The sequence below is a fragment of the Streptomyces sp. ISL-100 genome (assembly GCF_018614615.1).
GTDB lineage: Bacteria > Actinomycetota > Actinomycetes > Streptomycetales > Streptomycetaceae > Streptomyces.
In genome coordinates, this window is sequence record NZ_JAGGOK010000111.1 from 1 (window position 1) to 20,530 (window position 20,530).

At 71.6% G+C, this 20,530-nt stretch carries 16 protein-coding genes and 1 pseudogene; 10 read left to right on the forward strand and 7 right to left on the reverse strand.

Going from position 1 to position 20,530, the window contains the following annotated elements; genetic code table 11:
- Positions 1-240: 240 nt before the first annotated feature.
- The 6 genes from J7E89_RS37000 to J7E89_RS37025 form a co-directional block, all read right to left on the reverse strand.
- On the reverse strand, positions 241-2,181 hold the full coding sequence (locus J7E89_RS37000; protein ID WP_214980468.1) for a M64 family metallopeptidase: 1,941 nt from the start codon (positions 2,179-2,181) through the stop codon (positions 241-243).
- Positions 2,182-2,246: 65 nt separating this feature from the next.
- A complete protein-coding gene (locus tag J7E89_RS37005; RefSeq protein ID WP_214980553.1) occupies positions 2,247-3,491 on the reverse strand; it encodes an anhydro-N-acetylmuramic acid kinase in 1,245 nt (414 codons plus the stop codon).
- A 5-nt stretch (positions 3,492-3,496) separates the two neighbouring features.
- Positions 3,497-4,813, reverse strand: a complete 1,317-nt coding sequence (locus J7E89_RS37010) for an MFS transporter (RefSeq protein WP_214980470.1) — start codon at positions 4,811-4,813, stop codon at positions 3,497-3,499.
- 147 nt (positions 4,814-4,960) lie between these two features.
- A complete protein-coding gene (locus J7E89_RS37015) occupies positions 4,961-5,755 on the reverse strand; it encodes a hypothetical protein (RefSeq protein ID WP_214980471.1) in 795 nt (264 codons plus the stop codon).
- Positions 5,755-7,047, reverse strand: coding sequence for a VWA domain-containing protein (locus J7E89_RS37020; RefSeq protein WP_214980472.1), 1,293 nt, complete (start codon positions 7,045-7,047; stop codon positions 5,755-5,757). The genes J7E89_RS37015 and J7E89_RS37020 overlap by 1 nt, the downstream gene beginning before the upstream one ends.
- A gap of 266 nt (positions 7,048-7,313) precedes the next feature.
- Positions 7,314-7,727 carry a cupin domain-containing protein gene (locus tag J7E89_RS37025; RefSeq protein ID WP_214980473.1) on the reverse strand — a complete coding sequence of 138 codons (414 nt, stop codon included), beginning with the start codon at positions 7,725-7,727 and terminating at the stop codon, positions 7,314-7,316.
- 52 nt (positions 7,728-7,779) lie between these two features.
- Here J7E89_RS37025 and J7E89_RS37030 point away from each other — a divergent pair, with 52 nt between their 5' ends.
- The 4 genes and pseudogenes from J7E89_RS37030 (at position 7,780) to J7E89_RS37045 (ending at position 13,314) form a co-directional block, all read left to right on the forward strand.
- Positions 7,780-8,757 carry a GlxA family transcriptional regulator gene (locus J7E89_RS37030; protein ID WP_214980474.1) on the forward strand — a complete coding sequence of 326 codons (978 nt, stop codon included), beginning with the start codon at positions 7,780-7,782 and terminating at the stop codon, positions 8,755-8,757.
- A 108-nt stretch (positions 8,758-8,865) separates the two neighbouring features.
- Positions 8,866-9,240 (forward strand): annotated as a pseudogene (locus tag J7E89_RS37035) (hypothetical protein); the annotation flags it as partial.
- Positions 9,192-9,953 (forward strand): amino acid ABC transporter ATP-binding protein, encoded by a 762-nt coding sequence (locus J7E89_RS37040; RefSeq protein WP_214980475.1) that lies wholly within the window; start codon positions 9,192-9,194, stop codon positions 9,951-9,953. The pseudogene J7E89_RS37035 and the gene J7E89_RS37040, both read left to right, overlap by 49 nt.
- Positions 9,954-9,978: 25 nt before the next feature.
- Complete coding sequence (locus tag J7E89_RS37045) at positions 9,979-13,314, forward strand: NACHT domain-containing NTPase (RefSeq protein WP_214980476.1); 3,336 nt, start codon at positions 9,979-9,981, stop codon at positions 13,312-13,314.
- A gap of 6 nt (positions 13,315-13,320) precedes the next feature.
- Here the strand turns inward: J7E89_RS37045 and J7E89_RS37050 are convergent, their stop codons facing one another.
- Positions 13,321-15,120, reverse strand: coding sequence for an FAD-dependent oxidoreductase (locus J7E89_RS37050; protein ID WP_214980478.1), 1,800 nt, complete (start codon positions 15,118-15,120; stop codon positions 13,321-13,323).
- Positions 15,121-15,277: 157 nt separating this feature from the next.
- Here J7E89_RS37050 and J7E89_RS37055 point away from each other — a divergent pair, with 157 nt between their 5' ends.
- The 6 genes from J7E89_RS37055 to J7E89_RS37080 all read left to right on the forward strand — a co-directional run bounded on the left by J7E89_RS37055 (position 15,278) and on the right by J7E89_RS37080 (position 20,427).
- Positions 15,278-15,748 carry a YchJ family protein gene (locus tag J7E89_RS37055; protein ID WP_214980479.1) on the forward strand — a complete coding sequence of 157 codons (471 nt, stop codon included), beginning with the start codon at positions 15,278-15,280 and terminating at the stop codon, positions 15,746-15,748.
- Positions 15,749-15,917: 169 nt separating this feature from the next.
- Positions 15,918-16,196 (forward strand): DUF3140 domain-containing protein, encoded by a 279-nt coding sequence (locus J7E89_RS37060; RefSeq protein WP_251061602.1) that lies wholly within the window; start codon positions 15,918-15,920, stop codon positions 16,194-16,196.
- Complete coding sequence (locus J7E89_RS37065; RefSeq protein WP_251061596.1) at positions 16,193-16,903, forward strand: endonuclease; 711 nt, start codon at positions 16,193-16,195, stop codon at positions 16,901-16,903. Before J7E89_RS37060 ends, J7E89_RS37065 begins: the two co-directional genes overlap by 4 nt.
- Before the next feature lie 86 nt (positions 16,904-16,989).
- Positions 16,990-17,190, forward strand: coding sequence for a hypothetical protein (locus J7E89_RS37070; RefSeq protein WP_214980480.1), 201 nt, complete (start codon positions 16,990-16,992; stop codon positions 17,188-17,190).
- 104 nt (positions 17,191-17,294) lie between these two features.
- Positions 17,295-17,942 carry a class I SAM-dependent methyltransferase gene (locus tag J7E89_RS37075; RefSeq protein ID WP_214980481.1) on the forward strand — a complete coding sequence of 216 codons (648 nt, stop codon included), beginning with the start codon at positions 17,295-17,297 and terminating at the stop codon, positions 17,940-17,942.
- A gap of 514 nt (positions 17,943-18,456) precedes the next feature.
- Positions 18,457-20,427, forward strand: coding sequence for an NAD-binding protein (locus J7E89_RS37080; protein WP_214980560.1), 1,971 nt, complete (start codon positions 18,457-18,459; stop codon positions 20,425-20,427).
- Positions 20,428-20,530 lie beyond the last annotated feature (103 nt).

A 20,530-nucleotide genomic window follows, 5' to 3' on the forward strand; every position in this document is an offset into this window, starting at 1 on the left:
ACCTCACAACCAGATCACTAGGCGGGGTGGCGCGGGTGGCGCCTGCGGCGGGCTTCTTCCCCACCCCGCCCCTCCCGAACTGGGGCGCTGCCCCAGACCCCGCTCCTCAACGCCGGAGGGGCTGAGAGTTGCCGCAAGCGGCCAATCCAGCCCGTCCGGGGGCTGGGGCTTGGCCCAGTTCGGGAAGGGGCGGGTAGGGGAACAAGTCCGCCGCAGGCGTCCGCACCCGCCCGCGCACACCTACCGCTCGCCGCCCCCCGCACCCGGAGGGATCAGCGTTGCGCGGAATGCCTTCGCCGGGGCGACGTTGCCCGCCGCATCGATCGTGCGGTACTCGATCGTGTGCGAGCCGTACTCCGGTGTCGCGTCGTCCCACGGCACGACCCGCGGCGTGCCGAGCTTGCCGTAGAGGAGGTCGTCGATGACCGTGCCGCCCGGCGTGAACCGGAACGGCGCGTTCGCGTCCGTCGGCCAGCCGAAGTACGTGTACCAGCCGTCACCGTCGACCCGGAACTGCGTGACCACGTAGCTGTCCTGATCGTCGCGGGCCGTGAGCTTCATCGTGAACGGGCCGTCGTAGACGTACTCCACCGGCTTCCCCGCCCGCCGCACTGTCCGCAGTGGTTCGGACAGTTCGTACGCCGCCCTGGCGGGCGTCGCGTCGACGGTCCAGGTCAGCGTCCGGTCCGTACCCGCGATGCGGGCCTTCAGCGTGTGGTCGCCGCCGCGCAGCGGCAGCTCGCCCAGGTCCAGGTCGCGGTCGTTGCCCGGGTTCGGGACCGGACGCCCGTCCAGGGTCCACCGCACCCGCGGGGCTTCGCGGCCCGCCGGATGCGTCGTGTCGGCGTACACCACCGATTCCACGCCCACCGGTGCCCCGGTGCGGGTGTGGCCCGTGAACTCCGGTGCCGTGGAAGGAGGTTCCGTGGTGGTAGTGACGGACGGGTCAACCGTCCACGTGACCGTGCGGGTCAGCGCCGCCGAGGCGCGGATCTTCGGGTCCCGTACGAACGGAGTCGGGTCCGAGACGGTCGCCGAAAGCCGGTGGTCGCGCCCCTCCGCGAGGCCCAGGCGGCGCAGGTCCAGGCTGCGCTCGCCCGCCGTCCCGTCCACCTTTCGGCCGTCCAGCCGCCATACAGTGTCGAGTTCCCCGCCCACCGGATGCAGGGTGTCGACCCACACCGTCCGGTCGTCGCCGATCGGCGCGTCGTTCGGGGTGTGGCCCTGCACCAGGTCCACCTTGGCGGAGATCGCCTGCGTCATGATCTCCCGCTCCACCTGGTCGAAGGCGTACCCGAGGGTCTTCATCATCGAGTGCTTGCTCGGTCGCCAGACCCCCTTCGTCTGGTACATGCCGCCCTCGTGGCGACCTATGACGCCGCCGGAGTCGCTGCGCTCGCCCAGCCAGCGCCACCACTTGCGCTGCTTGGCGCGCATCTCGTCCTCGGTCAGGAGCGTGTGGTGCGCGGAGCTCGGCTCGCCGCCCTCGTACACACCGCCGGGGACGCCCCGCGCGTAGTAGTCGTACTCGTCCTGGAGCTTGCCCAGGGAGTGGCCGATCTCGTGCGGGGTGATGAGCGAGGACAGCGCGTTGCCGCCGGACGCCGTGGCGAAGGTGCCGCCCGCGCCGCCGTACGTCGCGCTGTTGGCGAGCCCGACGATCTGCCGGTTCGTGCTCTTCGAGCCGGGGATCAGGTCGGCCAGTGCCGTCGCCGCCGTCGAATCGATCGACAGCAGGCGCTGCACACTGGCCGGGTTGCAGCCGCCCCAGAAGCCCATGTCCAGCGCGGTGTCACGGCGCGGCGCGTCCAGGCCGGGGTCGCAGTCGACGCCCGACTCGGCCGACGGCACTTCCACCGCCCAGACGTTGATGTAAGAACGGTACGAGGCGAACGGCTCCATGTTCCACAGCACATTGATGTGCTTGTCGACATCGGCACGGAAGCCGGGCATGTCGCCCGTGGTGTAGCCGTCACCGAGTACGACGAGATTGAAGCGCTTGTCGGCCGGGCCCGTCTGCTGGACGGGCACCACCTTGGCGTTCGCGGTCACCGGGTGCGGCGCTGCTGTGGACGCCGTCGCCGCCGTCGCCGCTGTAGCCGGTGGCGTGGTGCCTATGGCGCAGGCTGCGAGAAGTGCCCCCGCCACCGCGAGAAGCGCGGGTCTGTTCAGAAGTCTCATGGTGGTGCACCCTCCGTCTGCCGTACGACTGGTGATCACGCGGTGGCGGGAGCGTACGGGTGCGTTCAACGCCCAGTAAAGGGGACGGAGTTGTCTGTGGCCGAGATGGTGAGCCGGGCGGGCGCCGTCGCCATCCGCTCCGGGAGCCTCAGGCCGGGCCCGCCGGGCCCGCCGGGCGTGATCGAGCCGAGGACGCTCGGGCGGCGGGCGCCCGTGCACGAAGGGACCGTGCCGGGCAGGCCCTGCGCGGTCAGCCAGCCCAGAACGGCGAAGGCGTACGCCTCCTTGGCCGCCGACGGCAGCCCGAGCTCGTCCGACGTCCGCAGCGGTACGCCAACGCCCGGTTCCCCGACTCCGAGTACTCCGCCGCCGAGCTCTTCCCGCAGCCACTCCATCAGCACCGGATTGCGCGTACCCCCGCCCGACGCGATCACCTCCGTCGCCCCGAAAGGCCGGATGGCGTCGGCCACGGTCCGCGCCGTGAGCCGGGTCAGCGTGGCGACGACGTCCGCGGCGGGCAACGGCCCGAAGCCGGCGAGCGCGGCCCGCAGGTAGGGCAGATGGAACAGTTCCTTGCCCGTCGTCTTGGGTGCGGGCCTGGCGTAGTACGGCTCCTCCAGCAGCCGTCGCAGCAGCGGCCGGTGGACAGTGCCGCGGGCGGCCAGGGCACCCTCGGCGTCGTAGGCCGCCGCCGCCAGCTCGCGCACCGCCGCGTCGATCAGCGCGTTGGCGGGCCCGGTGTCGAAGGCGAGAGGTTCGCCGCGTGACGAACCGTCCCCCGCCACCGTGACGTTGCCGATCCCGCCGAGGTTCAGTGCGACAGGCACACCCGGCCGCCCGCGCAGCCACATGACGTCGACGATGCTCACCAGCGGCGCGCCCTGGCCCCCGGCGGCTACATCGCGCGTACGGAAGCCGGATACGACGGGGCGGCCCGTCGCCTCGGCGATCCAGGCCGGCTCGCCGATCTGGAGCGTGCCGTGCACCCGCCCGCCCTCGGCCCAGTGGTAGACGGTCTGCCCGTGCGAGGCGATCAAGTCGGCTTTGCCAGCGCACAGTTCGCGGTCGGCGCGCACCGCCGCGTCGGCGAAGGCCTGCCCGATGCGCGTGTCGAGCCGGCACGCGGCGGCCAGGGTCGTCCCGGCGGGCGGCAGCGCCTCGGCCAGCGCCGCCCGCAGCTCGTCGTCGTACACCGCGCTGATCATGCCGAGCGGCGTGAGCACCAGGGTGTCCCCGTCGAGGGTGAGGTCGGCGGCAGCGGCGTCGATGGCGTCGTACGACGTGCCGGACATCAGCCCGATCACCCGCAGGCTGCTCACCGCAGTGCCCGCTTGTGGTCGTCGCCGCGCAGCGACAGCAGCGCCAGGACGCTGACCGCGCACGTCACCGCCGCGTAATAGGCGGGGACGTCGACGTCGCCGGTCCGCTTGACGACCTCGGTGATGAGGAGCCCCGCGCAGCCCGAGAACACGGCATTGGACAGCGAGTACGCCAGGCCGAGCCCTGTATAGCGCACCGTCGTCGGGAACATCTCGGCCAGCATCGCCGGCCCCGGCCCCGCCATCAGTCCGACGGCCGCCCCCGCACCGAAGAGCGCCGCCCCTTTCGCGTACGTCGGTACGCCCGCATCCTGCACCAGATTCAGCAGCGGCAGCGCGAGCACGGCGACCAGCAGCGCACCGGTCAGCATCACCGTCCGCCGCCCGATCCGGTCGCTGACCAGGCCGGCGGGCAGGATCGACGCGGCGAAGCCGAGGTTGGCCAGAACGGTCGCGATCAGCGCCTCCTGGAACGTCGCGTTCAAGGTGCTCTGGAGGTACGAAGGGAGGACCACCAGGAAGGTGTAACCGGCCGCGGACCACCCCATCAGACGCCCGGCGCCCAGCGCGATGGCCCTGACCGTCTCGGCGGCGGGTGGCGGCCGTACGGGCGTGCTCTTCTCGACGACGGCCGCCGCGAAGGCGGGCGTCTCGTCCAGGCGCAATCGCAGCCACAGCGCGACGAGCCCGAGTGGCAACGTCAGCAGGAAGGGCACCCGCCAGCCCCACCCGTTCAGCTGCGACTCGGTCAGTACGGTCGCGAGGAGCGCCGCCATTCCGGCGCCCGCGAGCAGCCCGAGCGCCACCGTGAACGACTGCCACGCCCCGTACCGTCCCCGTCGGCCCGGCGGCGCGAACTCCGTCATGATCGACACCGCGCCGCCGAACTCCCCGCCTGCCGACAGCCCTTGCAGGATCCGCAGCAGCGTCAACAGCCACGGCGCTGCCGCGCCGATCGAGGCGTACGTCGGAAGCACACCGATCAGCGTCGTGGCGCCGGTCATCAGACAGATCACCAGGATCAGCGTCGGCCGGCGGCCGATCCGGTCACCGAGCCGCCCGAACACGGCGGCCCCGACGGGCCGGAAGAAGAACGCCAGGGCGAACGACGCGTACGTCTTGATGAGCCCTTCTACGTCGCTGCCGCCCTCGGGGGTGAAGAAGTGCGCGGCGATGATGGTGGCGAAGTAGCCGTAGACGCCGAACTCGTACCACTCGATGAAGTTGCCGACGGACCCCGCCACCAGCGCCCGGCGTGAGCGGACCGGTCGGGCGGCTGTCGCGGGGCCTGGACCATGGACGGGAGCGGTCATGAGGCAAGGGTGCGGACCGGGCAGCCGCACCACAAGTCCCTTGCGCCACCTGCCGTACGCCCCACCCCGGTACGGCGGCCCGCCCCGCCCCGCCGAGGCGGAACAGGGCCGGCTGCGTGGCTGTTCGTACGTGCCGCGCGCGAGCGCTCAGACGCCCGGCGGGACGCGCGAGGGCCGCCCGGAGCCGCGCGTCATGTTGTACCCCGCGATGGCCGCGGCCGCCGCGAGGACGCCCCCGCCCGCTGTCCAGAGCCAGCGCGACGACCACCAGCCGGATGAAAAGCGGTCATCGGCGGCCTCCGCCACGTCCGCGTCGGACACGCCGGGAACCAGCGGGACGGACAGCGCGCCGTCCACCGCCCGCGAACCGCCCGCGTCCTTCGCCGATGCCACGACCTCCGCGCGCACCGGCAGACCGAGGTCCTCCTGCGGCAGGTCGACGACTGTCAGCCGTACGTAGTAACGCCCCGGCAGCGGGTCGTTCGCCCACGGCTCCGCCCAGGCCCTGACCGTACGCAGCGTGCAGGACACGGTGACCGACGCGGCCTCCTTCGGTGCCGCCTTCGCCTGGCTGCCGTAGACGCAGGCCTGCCGCCGGCGCAGTCCGTCGTACACGTCGAGCTGCCAGGTCGCCGCGCCGTGGCGAGCGGCGGCCTCCGGCAGCTTCACCGTGGCCTTCACCGTGGCGGTACGCCCCGCGTCGGCGTCGAAGACCCAGTAGAGGTAATCACCGGTGGACGCGTCGGCCGTGGCCGGCTGGTCCTGCCGGATCTGCGTCGCCGTACGGAAGGTGGTGCCCGCCTCGGTCGGCGCGGCCTCCTCCTCGCCGCCCTGACTGGCGCCCGGCGAGGGCGTCGAGTCCGCGAGGACAGGGGCTGCCGTGCCGAAGAGCGCGGCAGCCGCCAGCACAACACCGCTCAGCACACGTGTCGTCGTACGCATCAGTTGGTCCTCCATACGGCGAAGCGCCAGCGCGAGATGCAGCCCCACAGGAGACCGGCGAGCAGGCCGGTCAGGGCGAGTACGCCGAGCAGCCACCAGCCGCGGCCCAGGCCGAAGGCCGCGACGTCCGACGCCTCGTCGGGGCCGTCCACCACGTCGATGGTCAGCTCGACGGGCAGGCCCGGTGTGGTTTTGACGGACGCGGGAGCGGAGAAGGAGTTGCTGACCTGGAGGCATACGCTCTCCGCCGCCGGCTTCACCTCGTCGGCCGTGGCGTCGTCCAGCGGTGCCTTCGGGTAGCGCAGGCCGGTCGAGATGACGTCCGTACGGCCGTCACCCGCCTCCGAGCCGCGCACGATCTCCCTGCCGTTCGTGGTCACCGCACGCAGGAGTACGGCGTAGTCGCGGTCGACGGCGCGGTCGGCGCCGATGCTGACCGAGGCCCGCAGTTCCTGGCCGGGCAGTACGTCCACCCGGTACCAGCGGTGCTCGGAGAACTTCTCTCGGTCGGTGTAGAGACCGGCCTTGAGCTGCGGCGCGTCCACGCACCGATCCGCGCCCTCGGTCGCCACCGGATTGACGACGGGGTCGGCGGCGCGGTCCACCAACTGCTTGACGCGGCCGGAGAGTTCGTCGGTGTGCTGCACGGCGGTGTAGGTGCCGCCGGTGGCCTCCGCGATGCACGTCAGCTGCTGGCGGATCTTCGCGTTCGGGACCAGGCCGAGCGTATCGACGACCAGGTGGGTGCCCTTCGCGGCGATCTCGCGGGCGACCTCGCACGGGTCGAGGGGGCCGCAGGTGTCCTCGCCGTCGGTGATGAGCACGATCCTGCGGGTGCCGTCACCGCCTTCGAGGTCGTCGGCCGCGCCGAGGAGGGCGGGGCCGATGGGGGTCCAGCCGGTGGGGGCGAGCGTGGCGACGGCGGTCTTCGCCTCGGTCCGGTCCAGCGGGCCGACCGGGTACAGCTGCCTGGTGTCCTTGCAGCCGGTCTTGCGGTTGTCGCCGGGGTAGTCGGCGCCGAGCGTGCGTATGCCGAGCTGAACCTCGGCCGGGACCGCGTCCAGCACGTCGTTGAACGCCTGCTTGGCGGCGGCCATCCGGGACTGGCCGTCGATGTCCTTGGCCCGCATCGAACCGCTGACGTCGAGGACGAGTTCGACCTTCGGGGAGTCGCGTGAGTCCGGTTCACCGGCGGCAGCGGTGGCTGCGGCGAGGCCGGCCGGGAGGAGGCCGGCGGCCAGGGCGACGAACAGGGCGAACGCCCCGGCCGCCAGCCGTTTTCTTGTGATCATCGCTGGATCCTATTGAAGACCGGCTCCGGTCCCCAACGGCGGGTCTTTTCCCCTACCCGCCCCTTCCCGCAACTGGGGCGCTGCCCCAGCCCCCGGTCCTCAAGCGTCGGACGGGCTGAAGTCGCCGGGGGGTGGGCCGCTGGGGCTCCGCCCCAGACCCCGCTCCTCAAACGCCGGAGGGGCTGGATGGTGCGTCGAATCCAGCCCCTCCGGCGTTTTGAGGACACGCCCGGAGGGCGTATGTGCTGAAGGAAAGCCCTCGTCCCTCAGAGCGCGTGGCCAGTGGTCGCGTCCACGTGTGACGGGACCGGGTCGTGGTGGTTGCCCACCGTCGACGTGCCCGTCGGCTCGAACAGCAGAATCGACGCCCAGTCCGCCGCCGAGGGTTTGTGCCAGACGCCGCGCGGCACGACGTACACCGAGCCGGTCGCCAGGACCACGGACCGCTCCGCGCCGCCCTCACGCAGGGCGATGGTCAGCTCCCCGTCCAGGACCTGGAAGAACTCGTCCGTATCCTCGTGGACGTGCCAGACGTGCTCGCCCGCGACCTTCGCCACGCGCACGTCGTAGTCGTTGACCCGGGTCACGATGCGCGGGCTCCACAGCGCGTCGAAGGAGCCGAGGGCCTCGGTAAGTGCGATGGGTTCGTGCTGCTCGCTCTGCTCGTACGTCGTCGTCATGACCTCACCTTCACCCCTGGTACCGGACCACCGCGAGTGCTAGAAATCGCACATGACGCAAGGATCCTCGCACCGGGTTGTCGTGATCGTCGACGAGAACTCCAACCCCTTCGAGCTCAGCTGTGCGATCGAAGTGTTCGGACTGCGGCGCAAGGCCGAACTCGGCCGCGAACTCTACGACTTCGCCCTCTGCTCCCCGCAGCCCCGCACCCTCATGCGAGACGGGTTCTTCACGCTCACGGGAGTCGCGGGGCTGGAGGCGGCTGACACCGCGGACACCCTCATCGTGCCCAACCGGCCGGACACCGACGTGCCGCGCCGCCCCGCAGTCCTGGACGCCGTCCGCCGCGCGCACGCGCGCGGCGCGCGGCTGGTGGGCTTCTGCAGCGGCGCCTTCACGATGGCCGAGGCGGGCGTGCTCGACGGCCGCCGCGCCACTGCGCACTGGCAGTGGGCGGACACCTTCCGCGCGCGCTTCCCCGCCGTCCGGCTCGAACCGGACGTGCTGTTCGTCGACGACGGCGACATCCTCACCGCGGCGGGCAGCGCCGCCGCCCTTGACCTCGGGCTGCACCTGGTCCGTCGCGACCACGGCGTGGAGGCCGCCGTCTCCGTCAGCCGCCGCCTCGTCTTCGCCGTCCACCGCGACGGTGGCCAGCGCCAGTTCGTCGAGCACCCGATCCCTTCCCTCACCTCCTCCGCCGACCCCTCCCTCGGCCCCCTCCTGGACTGGGCCAGAGGACGGCTCGGCACACCGCTGACCGTCGCCGGCCTTGCCGCCCGCGCTGCTGTCAGCCCCGCGACCCTCCACCGAAGGTTCCGCGCCCAGCTCGGCACCACACCTCTGGCCTGGCTCACCGCCGAACGCGTCGCGCTGGCCTGCCGCTTGATGGAACGCGGCGATCCCGCCGTCGAATCCGTGGCCCGGGCGAGCGGACTCGGTACGGCCGCCAACCTCCGCGCCCAGCTCCGCCGCCGCACCGGACTCACCCCCAGCGCCTACCGCGAGCGGTTCGCACCGGGAGCCTGAACCGGCCGGAATTCACCGGCTCGCAATACATTGCGGACACATTCCAGGATGCGGACGTTTCCAGCCGTGACCTGGACAAACGCACGCGCGCACTGCCACTCTCCCGCCATGCGCCCTGCCAGCCCGTTCCGCCGCCGCACGACCGCCTTCTCACCCTTCGGCGCGCTCACCGCCACGGCCGTCGTGACCGTCGCGGCCGCCACCGGCTGCGCCCCGCAGCCCGAGTCCCCGGCCGCCGCGCCCGGCGACGCCAAGGCGAGCTGCGCGCCGGGCAAACTGGCCACCGAGGTGCCGGGCAAGCTGACCATCGGCACCGACAAGCCCGCGTACGCACCCTGGTTCGACGACGACAACCCGGCCAACGGCAAGGGCTTCGAGTCGGCGGTCGCGCACGCAGTCGCCAAGAAGCTCGGCTACGGCAAGGACCAAGTGGTGTGGCAGACCGTGCCGTTCAACACCGCCTTCGCGCCCGGCGAGAAGAGACCTTCGGACGCGACACAGTCGTGCTGCGTGACGTGAACCTCGAAGTCGCCCCGCACACCGTGACCGCACTCATCGGCGCGTCCGGATCCGGCAAATCGACCCTCCTGCGCTGCGCGAACCTCCTGGAGGAGATCGACGACGGCGCGATCTTCCTCGACGGTGAGGACATCACTGACCCACGGGCGGACGCGGACGCCGTACGTCGCCGGATCGGCGTCGTTTTCCAGGCGTACAACCTCTTCCCGCACATGACGGTGCTCGACAACATCACCCTCGCGCCGAGGCGCGTACACGGCACGTCGCGTACGGACGCGGAGGCACAGGCCCGCGAACTCCTCGACCGCCTCGGCCTCGCCGACAAGGCCACCGCCTACCCGGACCGCCTCAGCGGCGGCCAGCAGCAACGCGTCGCCATCGCCCGCGCCCTCGCCGTACGCCCCCGCCTTCTCCTGCTCGACGAGATCACGGCGGCGCTGGACCCGGAGCTGGTGGGCGAGGTCCTGAACGTCGTACGGGATCTCAAGGGCGACAGCATGACGATGATCCTCGCCACCCACGAGATGGGCTTCGCGCGCGAAGTCGCCGACCAGGTGTGCTTCCTGGACGGGGGAGTGGTGCTGGAGCGCGGCACGCCGGAGCAGATCTTCGGCGACCCGCAGGAGGAACGCACCCAGCGGTTCCTGCGACGGATTGTCGAAGCCGGGCGTCTGTGACCGCTTCTGGTGATAGACCAGAACGGTGACGGTACGGGGGCGACGACTTCTCAGTTACAGCGACGCGGTAGCGATTCTCGGCGGCGACAGCGCGGCACTGGCGGCAGCCGACCAGGCGTTGGGCGGGGCGCTGTCGATGGCTACGGGCGGGGCCAGCGACGCTGTGCTCAATCTGTTCCAGGCGCGGGGAGGGGTGCTCAGGCTCGGGCGTGATCTGACGGCGGGGTTGAGGGAGCGACTGGGCTCGTCGGAGCGGGCGGAGCGTACGGAACGGATCGCGGCGGCGCATGCGGTGCTCGTGGTTACGGCGTACTTCGAGGCTCTCGGGGAGGCGGAAATCCCGTTCGATCTGGCCGAGGTGCGGCTCACGCGGCGCGATCAGGTCGGACTGGCCGGGAGTTGGGATTACGCGAATGACCTCATTCAAGGGCTGGTCGCCAGTGCGGCTCCGCAGCCCGCCCCGCATCTGCCTTACGAGCAAGTCCGCGATGAACTCCAGAGCTACTACTTCTGGCTTTCTCGTAGCGTGTTGCGATTTATTGGGGGGCTGGCCGTATGGGACAGGCTTGACGATACGCAGCGCGATGATGTGACTCACGCGCTGGGCTATGAACTGAGCCGGCAGGCAGTCCGGCGCTACGAGGAGCTCTACGCTCAACTAGCCCTCGAAGTACCGGAATTTGGGTTCTGGTCCGGTCAGATCGAGCACCAGGCCACCCGCACCGGCATTCGCCAGGCCCTCACCGGCATCGAGTCGGCCCTCGCCGGCCTGACCACCGTACGCCGGTTCACCCACGCGGCCGCCGCCCTCGCCACTGGCTACCAGGCGGCTCTGCCCCGCCCGATCCTGGCCGAGGGAGACGCTCCGACGGGCGTGTGCCTGCCCACTCTCGGCGAGGGTTACGTCGACCCCGACTTCCGCGTCCGGGCCGTGACGGAAGGCCCCCACGGGCCCGCCGAAGAGGAGTGGTGGGAGACCGCGCCGGTACGGTCCGACCTCACGGAGTACCTCGCGGGCGCCCTCACCTCGGTCGCCTCCACCACCGCGCCCCTGGTCGTCCTCGGCCAGCCGGGCGCCGGGAAGTCCGTACTGACGAAGATCCTCTCGGCCCGGCTGCCCGAGGCGGGCTTCCTGCCCGTCCGGGTCATCCTGCGCGAAGTGCCGGCCGACGCCGACGTACAGGACCAGATCGAGCACGCCGTACGCGCCACGACCGGCGAACGGGTCTCATGGCCGGATCTGATCCGGGCGGCAGAAGGGGCCGTACCCGTCCTCCTCTTCGACGGCTTCGACGAGCTGCTTCAGGCCACCGGCGTCAGCCAGTCCGACTACCTGGTGCGGGTAGCCCGCTTCCAGCAGCGCGAGGCAGATCAGGGGCGGCCCGTCCTCGCCCTGGTCACGAGCAGGACCGCCGTCGCCGACAGGGCGCACTACCCGCAAGGCGCGGTGGCACTGCGCCTCGAACCCTTCAGGGCGCGGCAGGTCGAGCGCTGGCTCGACCTCTGGAACCGGCTCAACGAGCCGTACCTCACCGCGAACGGACTGCGGCCCCTCCCCGCCGCCGTCGCCGCACGGCACCGGGCTCTCGCCTCCCAGCCGCTGCTGCTGCTGATGCTCGCCCTGTACGACGCCACAGGAAACGCGCTGCAATACGGAGCCGAAAACGACGACCCCCTGGGTGAGGCCGAGCTGTACGAGGAACTGTTGGCGTCCTTCGCCGTCCGGGAGGTGGCAAAGTCCGCCACGGCGCTGCCGCAGCGGCAACTGGCCAACCGCGTGGAGCAGGAGCTCCAGCGACTCTCCCTGATCTCCTTCGGCATGCTGAACCGGCACCGGCAGTGGATCACCACGGCGGAACTGGAGCAGGACCTGACCGCGCTGCTCGGTCGCCCCCAGTCGGCTCGGACCGACGGCTTCCGCGCGCCGCTCGACCAGGCGGAGATCGCGCTCGGCCGGTTCTTCTTCGTACAGAAGGCCCAGGCACTGCGCGACGACCAGCGGCTGGCGACGTACGAGTTCCTGCACGCCACCTTCGGCGAGTACCTGGCCGCCCGTCTCGCTGTACAGCTTCTCGTCGGCCTGCTCGACCAGCGCCCGGCGCTGTCCCTCGGCCGTGCGGGAGTCGACGACGACCTGCTGTACGTCCTGCTGTCCTACGCGCCGCTCTCGTCGCGCCAGATGCTCCGCTTCGTCGGCGCCCGGATCCGCCACCTCGCCCCGCAGGACCGTGAGCGGCTCGGTGAGCTTCTCGTCACCGTGATGGCCGACCACCGCAACCGCACCGAGCACCGCTTCGCCGAGTACCGGCCCACCGTGCGCGCGACCTCCTCGCGGCACGGCGTCTACGGCGCGAATCTGATGATGCTGACAGTGCTGGTCAGGGACGGGGTCAAGGCGAGCGAGGTGTTCCCCGGCGATGCCAATGCAGCGGGCACCTGGCACCGGTACGTCCTGCTGTGGCGGTCGGCCCTCACCGAACCGGAGTGGACGGACTTCGCGATCGCACTCGACCTCCATCACATCTGGAACGACGGCAGGCGGGACCTGGACATCTTTCCGGCGGAAGGCTTTCTCGTCGCGGAACCGGTCGACGCCTACTGGCTCTACGGCCGTCCGCCGGGTCACGGCGACCGCAGTAGCAGGGTCTGCTGGTCCCGCCCCTACCCGGAACAGATCCGGCACAAGATGGTGGTGTCCGGTGGCACCAATGACGCGGTTGTCCTGCATGCCGTGGACCCTGTCTTCCGCCGACTGGGTTCCGCCGTCACCACCTTCGTCGGTACGCCGGACGGCACGGCCACTTCGGTCGCCCACAGTCTGACGGACCTGTGGCTGGCGAGCGGCCTCGGCGCCCCGGACAGTGAACTGGGCGTCCTGTACGAGCGCTGCGGCACGTTTCTCGAGCGGTACTCCGGCCTCGACATGTCCACTCGGCGCTGCGCGACCTGGATCGTCCTGGGGCAACTGGTCAATGACGCGGCCCGGCTGCCGGCGTCCGTGGTGTCGAGTGTGCTGGGCGGGCTGTATCCGGTGGAGCTCGAGCCGCACGCGTTGGAAGCGCTGGCGCGAGCCGCCATGGCGGCGCTGGAGTCGGGCGCCACGGGGGAGGACCGCACCGCGCTCCGGAGCTACTGGGAGGCGGCCGTGGACTCGCTTCTGGGGTCGGGTGCCTTCGGCCGCGTGCTGAACCTCTGGGCACAGACTGGCGCGTCGCAGTGGGCAAGCGGGTGGTTCGGCGACGCCGCGCGTGAGGTGTTGGACCGGATGACCGACGACCAGTTGCGCGACGTCCCGCCGGAGACCCTCGCCCGGGTACGCGGCCTGGTAGCCGCGTACCCGGGACGGGCCGATCGCCCCTGACCGTCGTCACCCCAGATCGAGCGCGTTCCGCAGCCCCAACCGGTAGCGCGTCCGGTCGTGACGCTTCAGGGACTCGACCGCCGGTGGCCGGAACAGCGGCGTCACCGTGCACCGCGGCGCCGTCGAACCGACCCGGTCCAGCAGGGCGTTGACCGCCGCGCGGGCCGACGCGTTCGCGCCCTCCATCGTCGCCAGGTCGATGTCCACGGAGACGTAGTCGCCCGCCAGGAAGAAGTTGGGGATCTTCGTCGCGGCCGCCGGGCGGTTGTGGAACGTACCGACGGGATGGATCAGCAGCTCGTCGTCGTTCGTCGGGTTCGGCGTGCCGATGCCGTCCACGCCCGGGTCCAGGAACCACGAGTGCAGTGTGCTGTCACGCAGCACCGTCTTGCCCGTGTCGTTGAGCGCGGCCTTGAGCTGCGCCCACACCTCGCGCGCGACCTCCTCGCGGGTGCACTGCTTCGCCGTCTTCCCGTACAGAATCCCGGGCTTGTCCCACTCGGAGATGTCGACCGACAGGCAGTCGGCCGCCGTGCCGTCGCCGTAGTCGGCGGGGAAGTCGCGGTCCGGCCAGTGCTGGGCCTGGGCGATGGCGGTCAGGGACCAGGGTGAGTCGATGCAGTTGAGGTGGCCGTGCAGGATCGGCGTACGTTCCGTCAGATAGAACTGGATGCCCGTCATCCAGTCCGTCCTGAGCCTGTCGCAGCGGGCCAGTTGCGGGTCGGCGGCGCGCATTGCCGCGTTCCAGGTGGGGCGGGCGTGCTCCACCGGCAGGGCGCAGACGTAGTGGCCGGCGGTCACGGTCCGGCGTACGCCGCCCGGGTCCTCGATCATCGCCGCCGAGATCTTCCCGTCGGCGTACCTCATCTCCCGTACGGTCCAGCCGACCCGGAAGTCGACGCCCAGGCCCCGCAGATGGTCCACCCAGGGGTCGATCCACGCCTCGTTGGTCGGGGCGTTGAGGATGCGGTCCGGCGGGCCGTCGGCGCCCCGGCCGAGCGCGTTGAGTACGAAGGCCTCGCCGAGTGTTCCGACCGTACGGGTGCTGGCTTCCTCGGCCTTCGTCGCGACGATGTTGCGGGTGACGCCGATGGCGAGGATGCGCTGGTAGTCCTTGGACATGCGCTCGGCCCGTACGAAGTCCCACCAGGGCGTGCGCTCCCAGGTGTTGTCGCGCCGTTCGTCGCAGCTGGTCAGGAAGACGAGCGCGCGGTTCACGAAGTACGCGCTCTCGTGCGCGGGGAGGTTGGCGGCCGTTTCGAGGAGCGCGCTGAGCGCGCGGCGGATGTCGTCGAGGGTGAGGTCGGCCGGCTGGTGGCCGGGCCAGGGAATCGGCATCCGGAGGTCTTCACGGCCCGTGCGCGCGAACATCATTTCCCGCGGTGCGACGAGGTTGTCGTGGACGCCGTTGGCGTTGCCGGGGAAGGGGATGCGGCGCATCGTGTCCGGCAGGTTGTGGTAGATGCCGGGGATGAACCGGAAGCCGTGCTCGGCGGGCAGCGGCCTGCGTCCGCCCTTCGCGCTGTTCGGTACGTCCATGCTGCGGGCCTTGCCGCCGAGCGCCCGTCTCTCGTACACCGTGACCGCGAAACCGCGCTCGGCGAGCTCGTGCGCGGCGGTGAGGCCCGCGACGCCGCCGCCGAGCACGGCGACCGACTCCTGGGCGGTACGCCGGAGGCCGGCCGCCGCAGAGGGCGCCGTCGGTGCGGCCGTCGCGGGCGCCGCTCCGAGCGCCATCGCCCCGCCCGCCGTTGCTGCCGCCGCAGCCGCTGCCCCTGCCACGAACGTGCGTCTGGAACTGCCCATGCCCGTCCCCCTTATCGCCTTACCGGCGGTAACTGTCGCGTCAGGCCCAGGAGACTACGGCCGGCCCCCACGACCCGGAAGGCACGTGCGTGCACATCCCCGCGTCGGCCGCACATTGGCGCGAAAGAGCCCCACCGGCCGCAGGCACAATGGGGACATGTCCCGACGCAGTTCACGCGGTACGAGCCGCCGCCCCCAGAGCCGGTCCGTTGCCGCGCCCTCCGCGCCCCACGCGCCGCTCTCCGCCGCATCGCCCTGCCCCTGCGGGCTCCCCGCCGCCTACGGCGACTGCTGCGGGCGCTTCCACTCCGGGGCGGCCGCCGCGCCCACCGCCGAGCTCCTCATGCGCTCCCGCTACAGCGCGTTCGCGGCCCAGGACGCGGCGTACCTGCTGCGCTCCTGGCACCCCGACACGAGGCCGCAGACCCTCGACTTCGACCCGGACATGCGCTGGCAGAGCCTGGACATCCTGGCCACCACCGACGGCAGTGCCTTCCACACCACGGGAACGGTCACCTTCCGCGCCCACTACACGCACCAGGGCGAGCCCGGCGAACTCCACGAGCAGAGCCGTTTCGCGCAGCACGAGGGCGCTTGGGTCTACCTGGACGCCGTCTTCACGCGCTAGCCGGGCTGCTGCGGCCGATCGCCCCTTTTCTCCCGACCTGGGGGAGTTTCGTGCCACGTCGCAGGGGTACTGCGGACGGGACCCCAGAACCACCGGGAGGCACATCGTGGAAGGCATCACCGACCTGGAACTCGAAGCGCTCTGGGACGATTTCCACCGCGTGGTGAACATGACGTCGCAGGAACTGAGCACCTGGCTGCGCACCAGTGGCGCCGGCGAGAACACCGAGCCGCTGCCTGAGCGGGCCGGGACCGAGACCGGGCGGCAGGTGCTCACGATCCTGGGCAAGCGGCGCACGGATCTGACGGCAGACGACGTCGCGGTCATGCGGCAGGTGGTGGAAACCGTCAGCGCACAGCGGCGCACCGACCTGGAGCCGATATCGGGGGACGGCGTCTGGCGGCACCGGCTGATGCTGCTGGGGCACGACCCCCTGAAGCCGGCATGACCGCCGGCACCCGGACCCGTTCCGGCTCCCGCTCCGGCGCCCGCTCGAAGGGCGGCCAGGACGAGCGCACGGTGCGGGCACTCCTGGACGCGCACGGGCGTACGTACGCCGCCGAGGCCGGTATCCGGCTGCGTGACACCCCGCAGCCGCTCTACCGCCTTCTCGTCCTGTCCCACCTGCTGAGCGCACGGATCCAGGCATCCATCGCCGTGGCCGCCGCCCGCGCGCTGCACGACGCGGGAATGCGCGACGCGCGCCGCATGGAAAGCGCCACCTGGCAGCAGCGGGTCGACGCCCTCGGCGAGGGCGGTTACCGCCGCTACGACGAACGGACCGCCACGCAGCTCGGTGACGCGGCGCGGCTGGTCCTCGACAAGTACGGCGGCGACCTGCGCCGCATGCGCGATGCCGCCGACGGCGATACGCAGGCGCTGCGGAGCCTGCTGCGCGAGGTCCCGGGACTGGGCCCCGCCGGTACGGACATCTTCCTGCGCGAGGCACAGGCCGTATGGGCCGAGGTCGCGCCGTACCTGGACGTCAAGGCCCTCCAGGGGGCGGAACGGCTCGGGCTGCCGACGGACCCGGCCAAGCTGGCCGGCCTCGTCGACGAAGGTGAGGTGGCCTCGCTGGCGGCGGCGCTCGTACGGGTCGCACTCGACCGGCACATCGCGGAGGAGCTCCAGGACGAGCTGCGGGACACAGGCTGATCCCGCGCGAGCCGCGACGGGGCCGTTACGGCCGGGGCGCGTGGGGTACGCGAGGGGCAGCGGGACCTACGGGAGAGGTGAGCACTGTGCCCGAGCCAGGCAGCAAGAAGTACGACACGAAGCGGGCCCGGCTGCGGAAGGAGGCCGAGGACAGCGGCGTACCCGACAAGCACGCCAACGAGCAGGCCAACGAGAACCTACAGGCCGACCCGCACTACCAGAGCAGCGGCCCTCGCACCGAGCGCGGCAGGGGCCCGGAGACCGAACGCTCCGAGCGGCCCGACTGACGCAGTGGCCGCCGCAGGAGAATGAAGCGCCAGGACGGCCGTCGGCAGAGGCAGCTGGTTCCGATGCGCTGCTCGCCTCGGGGCCAGGAACTACTGTCGCGAGCATGGTCGAACACGATGCCCTCAGTTCCACCCGCGAGGCTTACGACGCTGCCGCCCCGACCTATGCGCAGTTGTTCCGCGACACGCTGCGCGACAGTCCCCTGGACCGCGCGATCTTGGGTGCCTTCGCCGAGGTCGTAAGTGCGAGTGGGGACGGTCAGGTCGCGGACCTGGGGTGTGGGCCTGGCCATATCACTGCTTATCTGGACGAGCTGGGGCTGGCGGCGTTTGGTGTTGACGCCTCTCCTGCGATGATCAAGTTGGCTCGACAGGCCTATCCAGGCCTGCGGTTCGACGTGGGCTCGATGGCCGCGTTGAACATCGCTGACGGCGTGCTGGGCGGCGTACTCTCACGTTGGTCCATCATCCACACTCCGCCGCAGGACCTCCCCGTCATCTTGGGGGAGTTCCACCGCGTGCTGGCGCCTGGCGGCCACGTTCTGGTCGGCTTTTCGGCAAGCGATGATCCGTCTCACCTGACGCAGGCCTTCGATCACACGGTCGCCCTGGCCTATCGGTGGTCGCCTGATCACCTCGCCGCGATGCTGCGCAAGTACGGGTTGGCCGAGGTAGCCCGGATGGTTCGCGAGCCTCAGCCCACCGACCGACGGCAGTTCCAGGAGATTCAACTGCTCGTCCGTAAGGCCTAGGCAGGGGCCGCCTGACCGAACACATGAGCGCATCCAACCTGCGCCGGGCCGGCCTTCACGTTCGGCCTCGGCGATGCGGGCGATCAGGTTGTCGCGGATGTCGGCAAGTCGTGTCCGCTGGGCCGGGTCCGGTCGCAGGCCGTTCAGCTGCCCGGCGCCGACGCGGGGACCCCGTCAACACACCACTGATCGGCCCCTGCGCCCCGTCACGACGGCGGCCGTCGGGGACTGCCCGATCGCTCCGACGTCGACCTCGCTGCCGCAGCAGCCGTCGGCCGCGGTGGCGTCGTACGCGCGCAAGTGCCACGGCCCGCCACGAACCGTGCGACATGCGGAGGGGAAGGGGGCCTGACGGGGCGTCTTCTCCGGGGCGCGGCTGGTCTGTTGCGAGACCCGGGCGTTCGCACCGCCGCCTCAAACCCAGGGGCCCACGAACCGGCCGCAGACCGCAAGGCACTCTGGGGGCGTGACCTCACTTCCCCACCAGGGTCAACACGGACCCCGCGACCACCACATGATCGTCAGTGGCGACGACGCACTCGCCCACCGGCTCGCCGCCGAGCTGCGCGAGGTGTACGGGGAGCGGGTGACGCTCGTCGTGCCGCCCGCCCGCGAGTCGCGCCATGCGCCCGCACCCCTCGCGGTCCGCGTTCCGGGCCGGGCGTCCGCCCTCTTCGGGCGGGTGTCGGCCGTCATGGGCCGGACCGGCGCCACGCCTCCGGGAGTCACGGGCGCGGCCGACCGGGACGACCGGCCCGCTGACGCCGTACGCGTCGTCGAAGCGTGGGAGCTCGACGACCTCGTACTGGCCGAGGCCGGCGTGGAGCGGGCCGCCGCGCTCGCACTCGTCCACGACGACGACGAGACCAACATCCGTGCCGCGCTGACCGCCCGCCGGCTCAACCCCCGTCTGCGCCTGGTCATTCGCCTCTACAACCGCAAGCTCGGCCAGCACCTGGAAGAACTCCTCGACCAGGCCGCCGCCCTCGCTTCGCCCGGAATCGACGCCGCCGCCCTCGACGCCGCGACCACCGTGCTCTCGGACGCCGACACCGCGGCCCCCGCCCTGGCCGCCACCGCGGTCGCGGGCACCAGCAAGGTCGTGCAGGCCGACGGACTGCTCCTGCGCGCCGTCGAACGCAACCCGCCCGCTCGCGGCGAGGTCGCGGACCCCGGGCTCTGCACCCTCGCGCTGCTCTCCTCCACCACCAACAACCCGGCCGGCGCCGAGGGTTCAGACCACAGCGGCGAGGAAGCGCCGCGTCTGCTGCCCGACGACCGCAGCGTCGCGGAAGCCACGGGCCGGGGCACGATCGTGCTCGAAGCGATCTCCTACACGGGTGCGAACCCGCCGCCGGGCCGGCTCGCAGGCCGCGGTCTCCCGCTCGCCGAACTCTTCTCCCGCCGCCTGCGGTGGGCGATCGCCGGCATCGCGACCGCCGTACTGGGCCTCGCCGTCGCATCCTGGCTCACCACCGGCGACCACCCCCTCCACGCCGCTTACGTCACCCTGCTCGACCTCTTCGCCATCAACGACCCCGCCGTAGGCGCACCCCTCGACCGCCAGATCCTCCAACTCCTCGCCGGACTAGCCGGGATGCTGCTGCTCCCCGTGCTCGTCGCCGCCGTACTCCAGGCCCTCGGCGCCCTGCGCAGCGCCTCCGGACTGCGCCGCCCGCCGCGCGGCCTCTCCGGCCATGTCGTCCTGCTCGGTCTCGGCAAGGTCGGCACGCGCGTGCTGGCCAGGCTGCGCGAACTCGACATCCCAGTGGTGTGCGTGGAGGAGGACCCGGAGGCGCGCGGTATCGCGCTCGCCCGCCGCCTGCGCGTACCGACCGTGATCGGCGACGTCACGCAAGAGGGCGTACTCGAAGCCGCCAAAATCCACCGCGCGCACGCCATGCTCGCCCTCACCAGCGCCGACACGACCAACCTCGAAGCCGCCCTGTACGGACGCTCCGTCAAGTCCGACCTGCGCGTGGCGCTGCGCCTGTACGACGACGACTTCGCCACCGCCGTCTACCGCACCCTGCGCGCCGCCCACCCCCGCGCCCTGACCCGCAGCCGCAGCGTCTCCCACCTCGCCGCGCCCGCCTTCGCCGGGGCGATGATGGGACGTCAGATCCTGGGCGCCATTCCCGTCGAACGTACGGTGTTGCTCTTCGCCGCTGTCGCGGTGGCCGGCCTGCCGCAGCTCGAAGGCCGTACCGTCGCCGAGGCCTTCAGCTCCGGCGCGTGGCGCCTCCTCGCCCTGGACACCGGGACCCCCGGCGACCGCCGCGACGACCTGAGCGCGGCCCGAGCAGCCGACGAGGACGGCGGCGGCAGGCGCGCCGGCGGTCCGCCGCGCCTGGTGTGGGACCTGCACCCGGGCTACGTTCTTCGCTCCGACGACCGCGTCGTCCTCGCGGCCACCCGCCGGGGCCTGGCCGAACTCCTCGGCCGTACGCCCGCGCCCCGCGCCGACGATCCGTCGACGGGCTGACGGGCTGACGGCGGCGGCGTACGGCCTGCCCGGCCGGGCACGGCTGCCGCGGCGAGCGTGTACGCCGTCGTGTCTGACCCCGCCCGGAGCTGACGACCCCTGT

What these genes read in the sequence shown, in the direction of transcription:
- J7E89_RS37065 (WP_251061596.1), top strand. Translation starts at nt 16,193, where the DNA reads ATGACCGCCGGCACCCGGACCCGTTCCGGCTCCCGCTCCGGCGCCCGC.
- J7E89_RS37020 (WP_214980472.1), bottom strand. Translation starts at nt 7,047, where the DNA reads ATGATCACAAGAAAACGGCTGGCGGCCGGGGCGTTCGCCCTGTTCGTC.
- J7E89_RS37030 (WP_214980474.1), top strand. Translation starts at nt 7,780, where the DNA reads ATGACGCAAGGATCCTCGCACCGGGTTGTCGTGATCGTCGACGAGAAC.
- J7E89_RS37025 (WP_214980473.1), bottom strand. Translation starts at nt 7,727, where the DNA reads ATGACGACGACGTACGAGCAGAGCGAGCAGCACGAACCCATCGCACTT.
- J7E89_RS37080 (WP_214980560.1), top strand. Translation starts at nt 18,457, where the DNA reads ATGATCGTCAGTGGCGACGACGCACTCGCCCACCGGCTCGCCGCCGAG.
- J7E89_RS37000 (WP_214980468.1), bottom strand. Translation starts at nt 2,181, where the DNA reads ATGAGACTTCTGAACAGACCCGCGCTTCTCGCGGTGGCGGGGGCACTT.
- J7E89_RS37010 (WP_214980470.1), bottom strand. Translation starts at nt 4,813, where the DNA reads ATGACCGCTCCCGTCCATGGTCCAGGCCCCGCGACAGCCGCCCGACCG.
- J7E89_RS37060 (WP_251061602.1), top strand. Translation starts at nt 15,918, where the DNA reads ATGACGTCGCAGGAACTGAGCACCTGGCTGCGCACCAGTGGCGCCGGC.
- J7E89_RS37055 (WP_214980479.1), top strand. Translation starts at nt 15,278, where the DNA reads ATGTCCCGACGCAGTTCACGCGGTACGAGCCGCCGCCCCCAGAGCCGG.
- J7E89_RS37075 (WP_214980481.1), top strand. Translation starts at nt 17,295, where the DNA reads ATGGTCGAACACGATGCCCTCAGTTCCACCCGCGAGGCTTACGACGCT.
- J7E89_RS37015 (WP_214980471.1), bottom strand. Translation starts at nt 5,755, where the DNA reads ATGCGTACGACGACACGTGTGCTGAGCGGTGTTGTGCTGGCGGCTGCC.
- J7E89_RS37050 (WP_214980478.1), bottom strand. Translation starts at nt 15,120, where the DNA reads ATGGGCAGTTCCAGACGCACGTTCGTGGCAGGGGCAGCGGCTGCGGCG.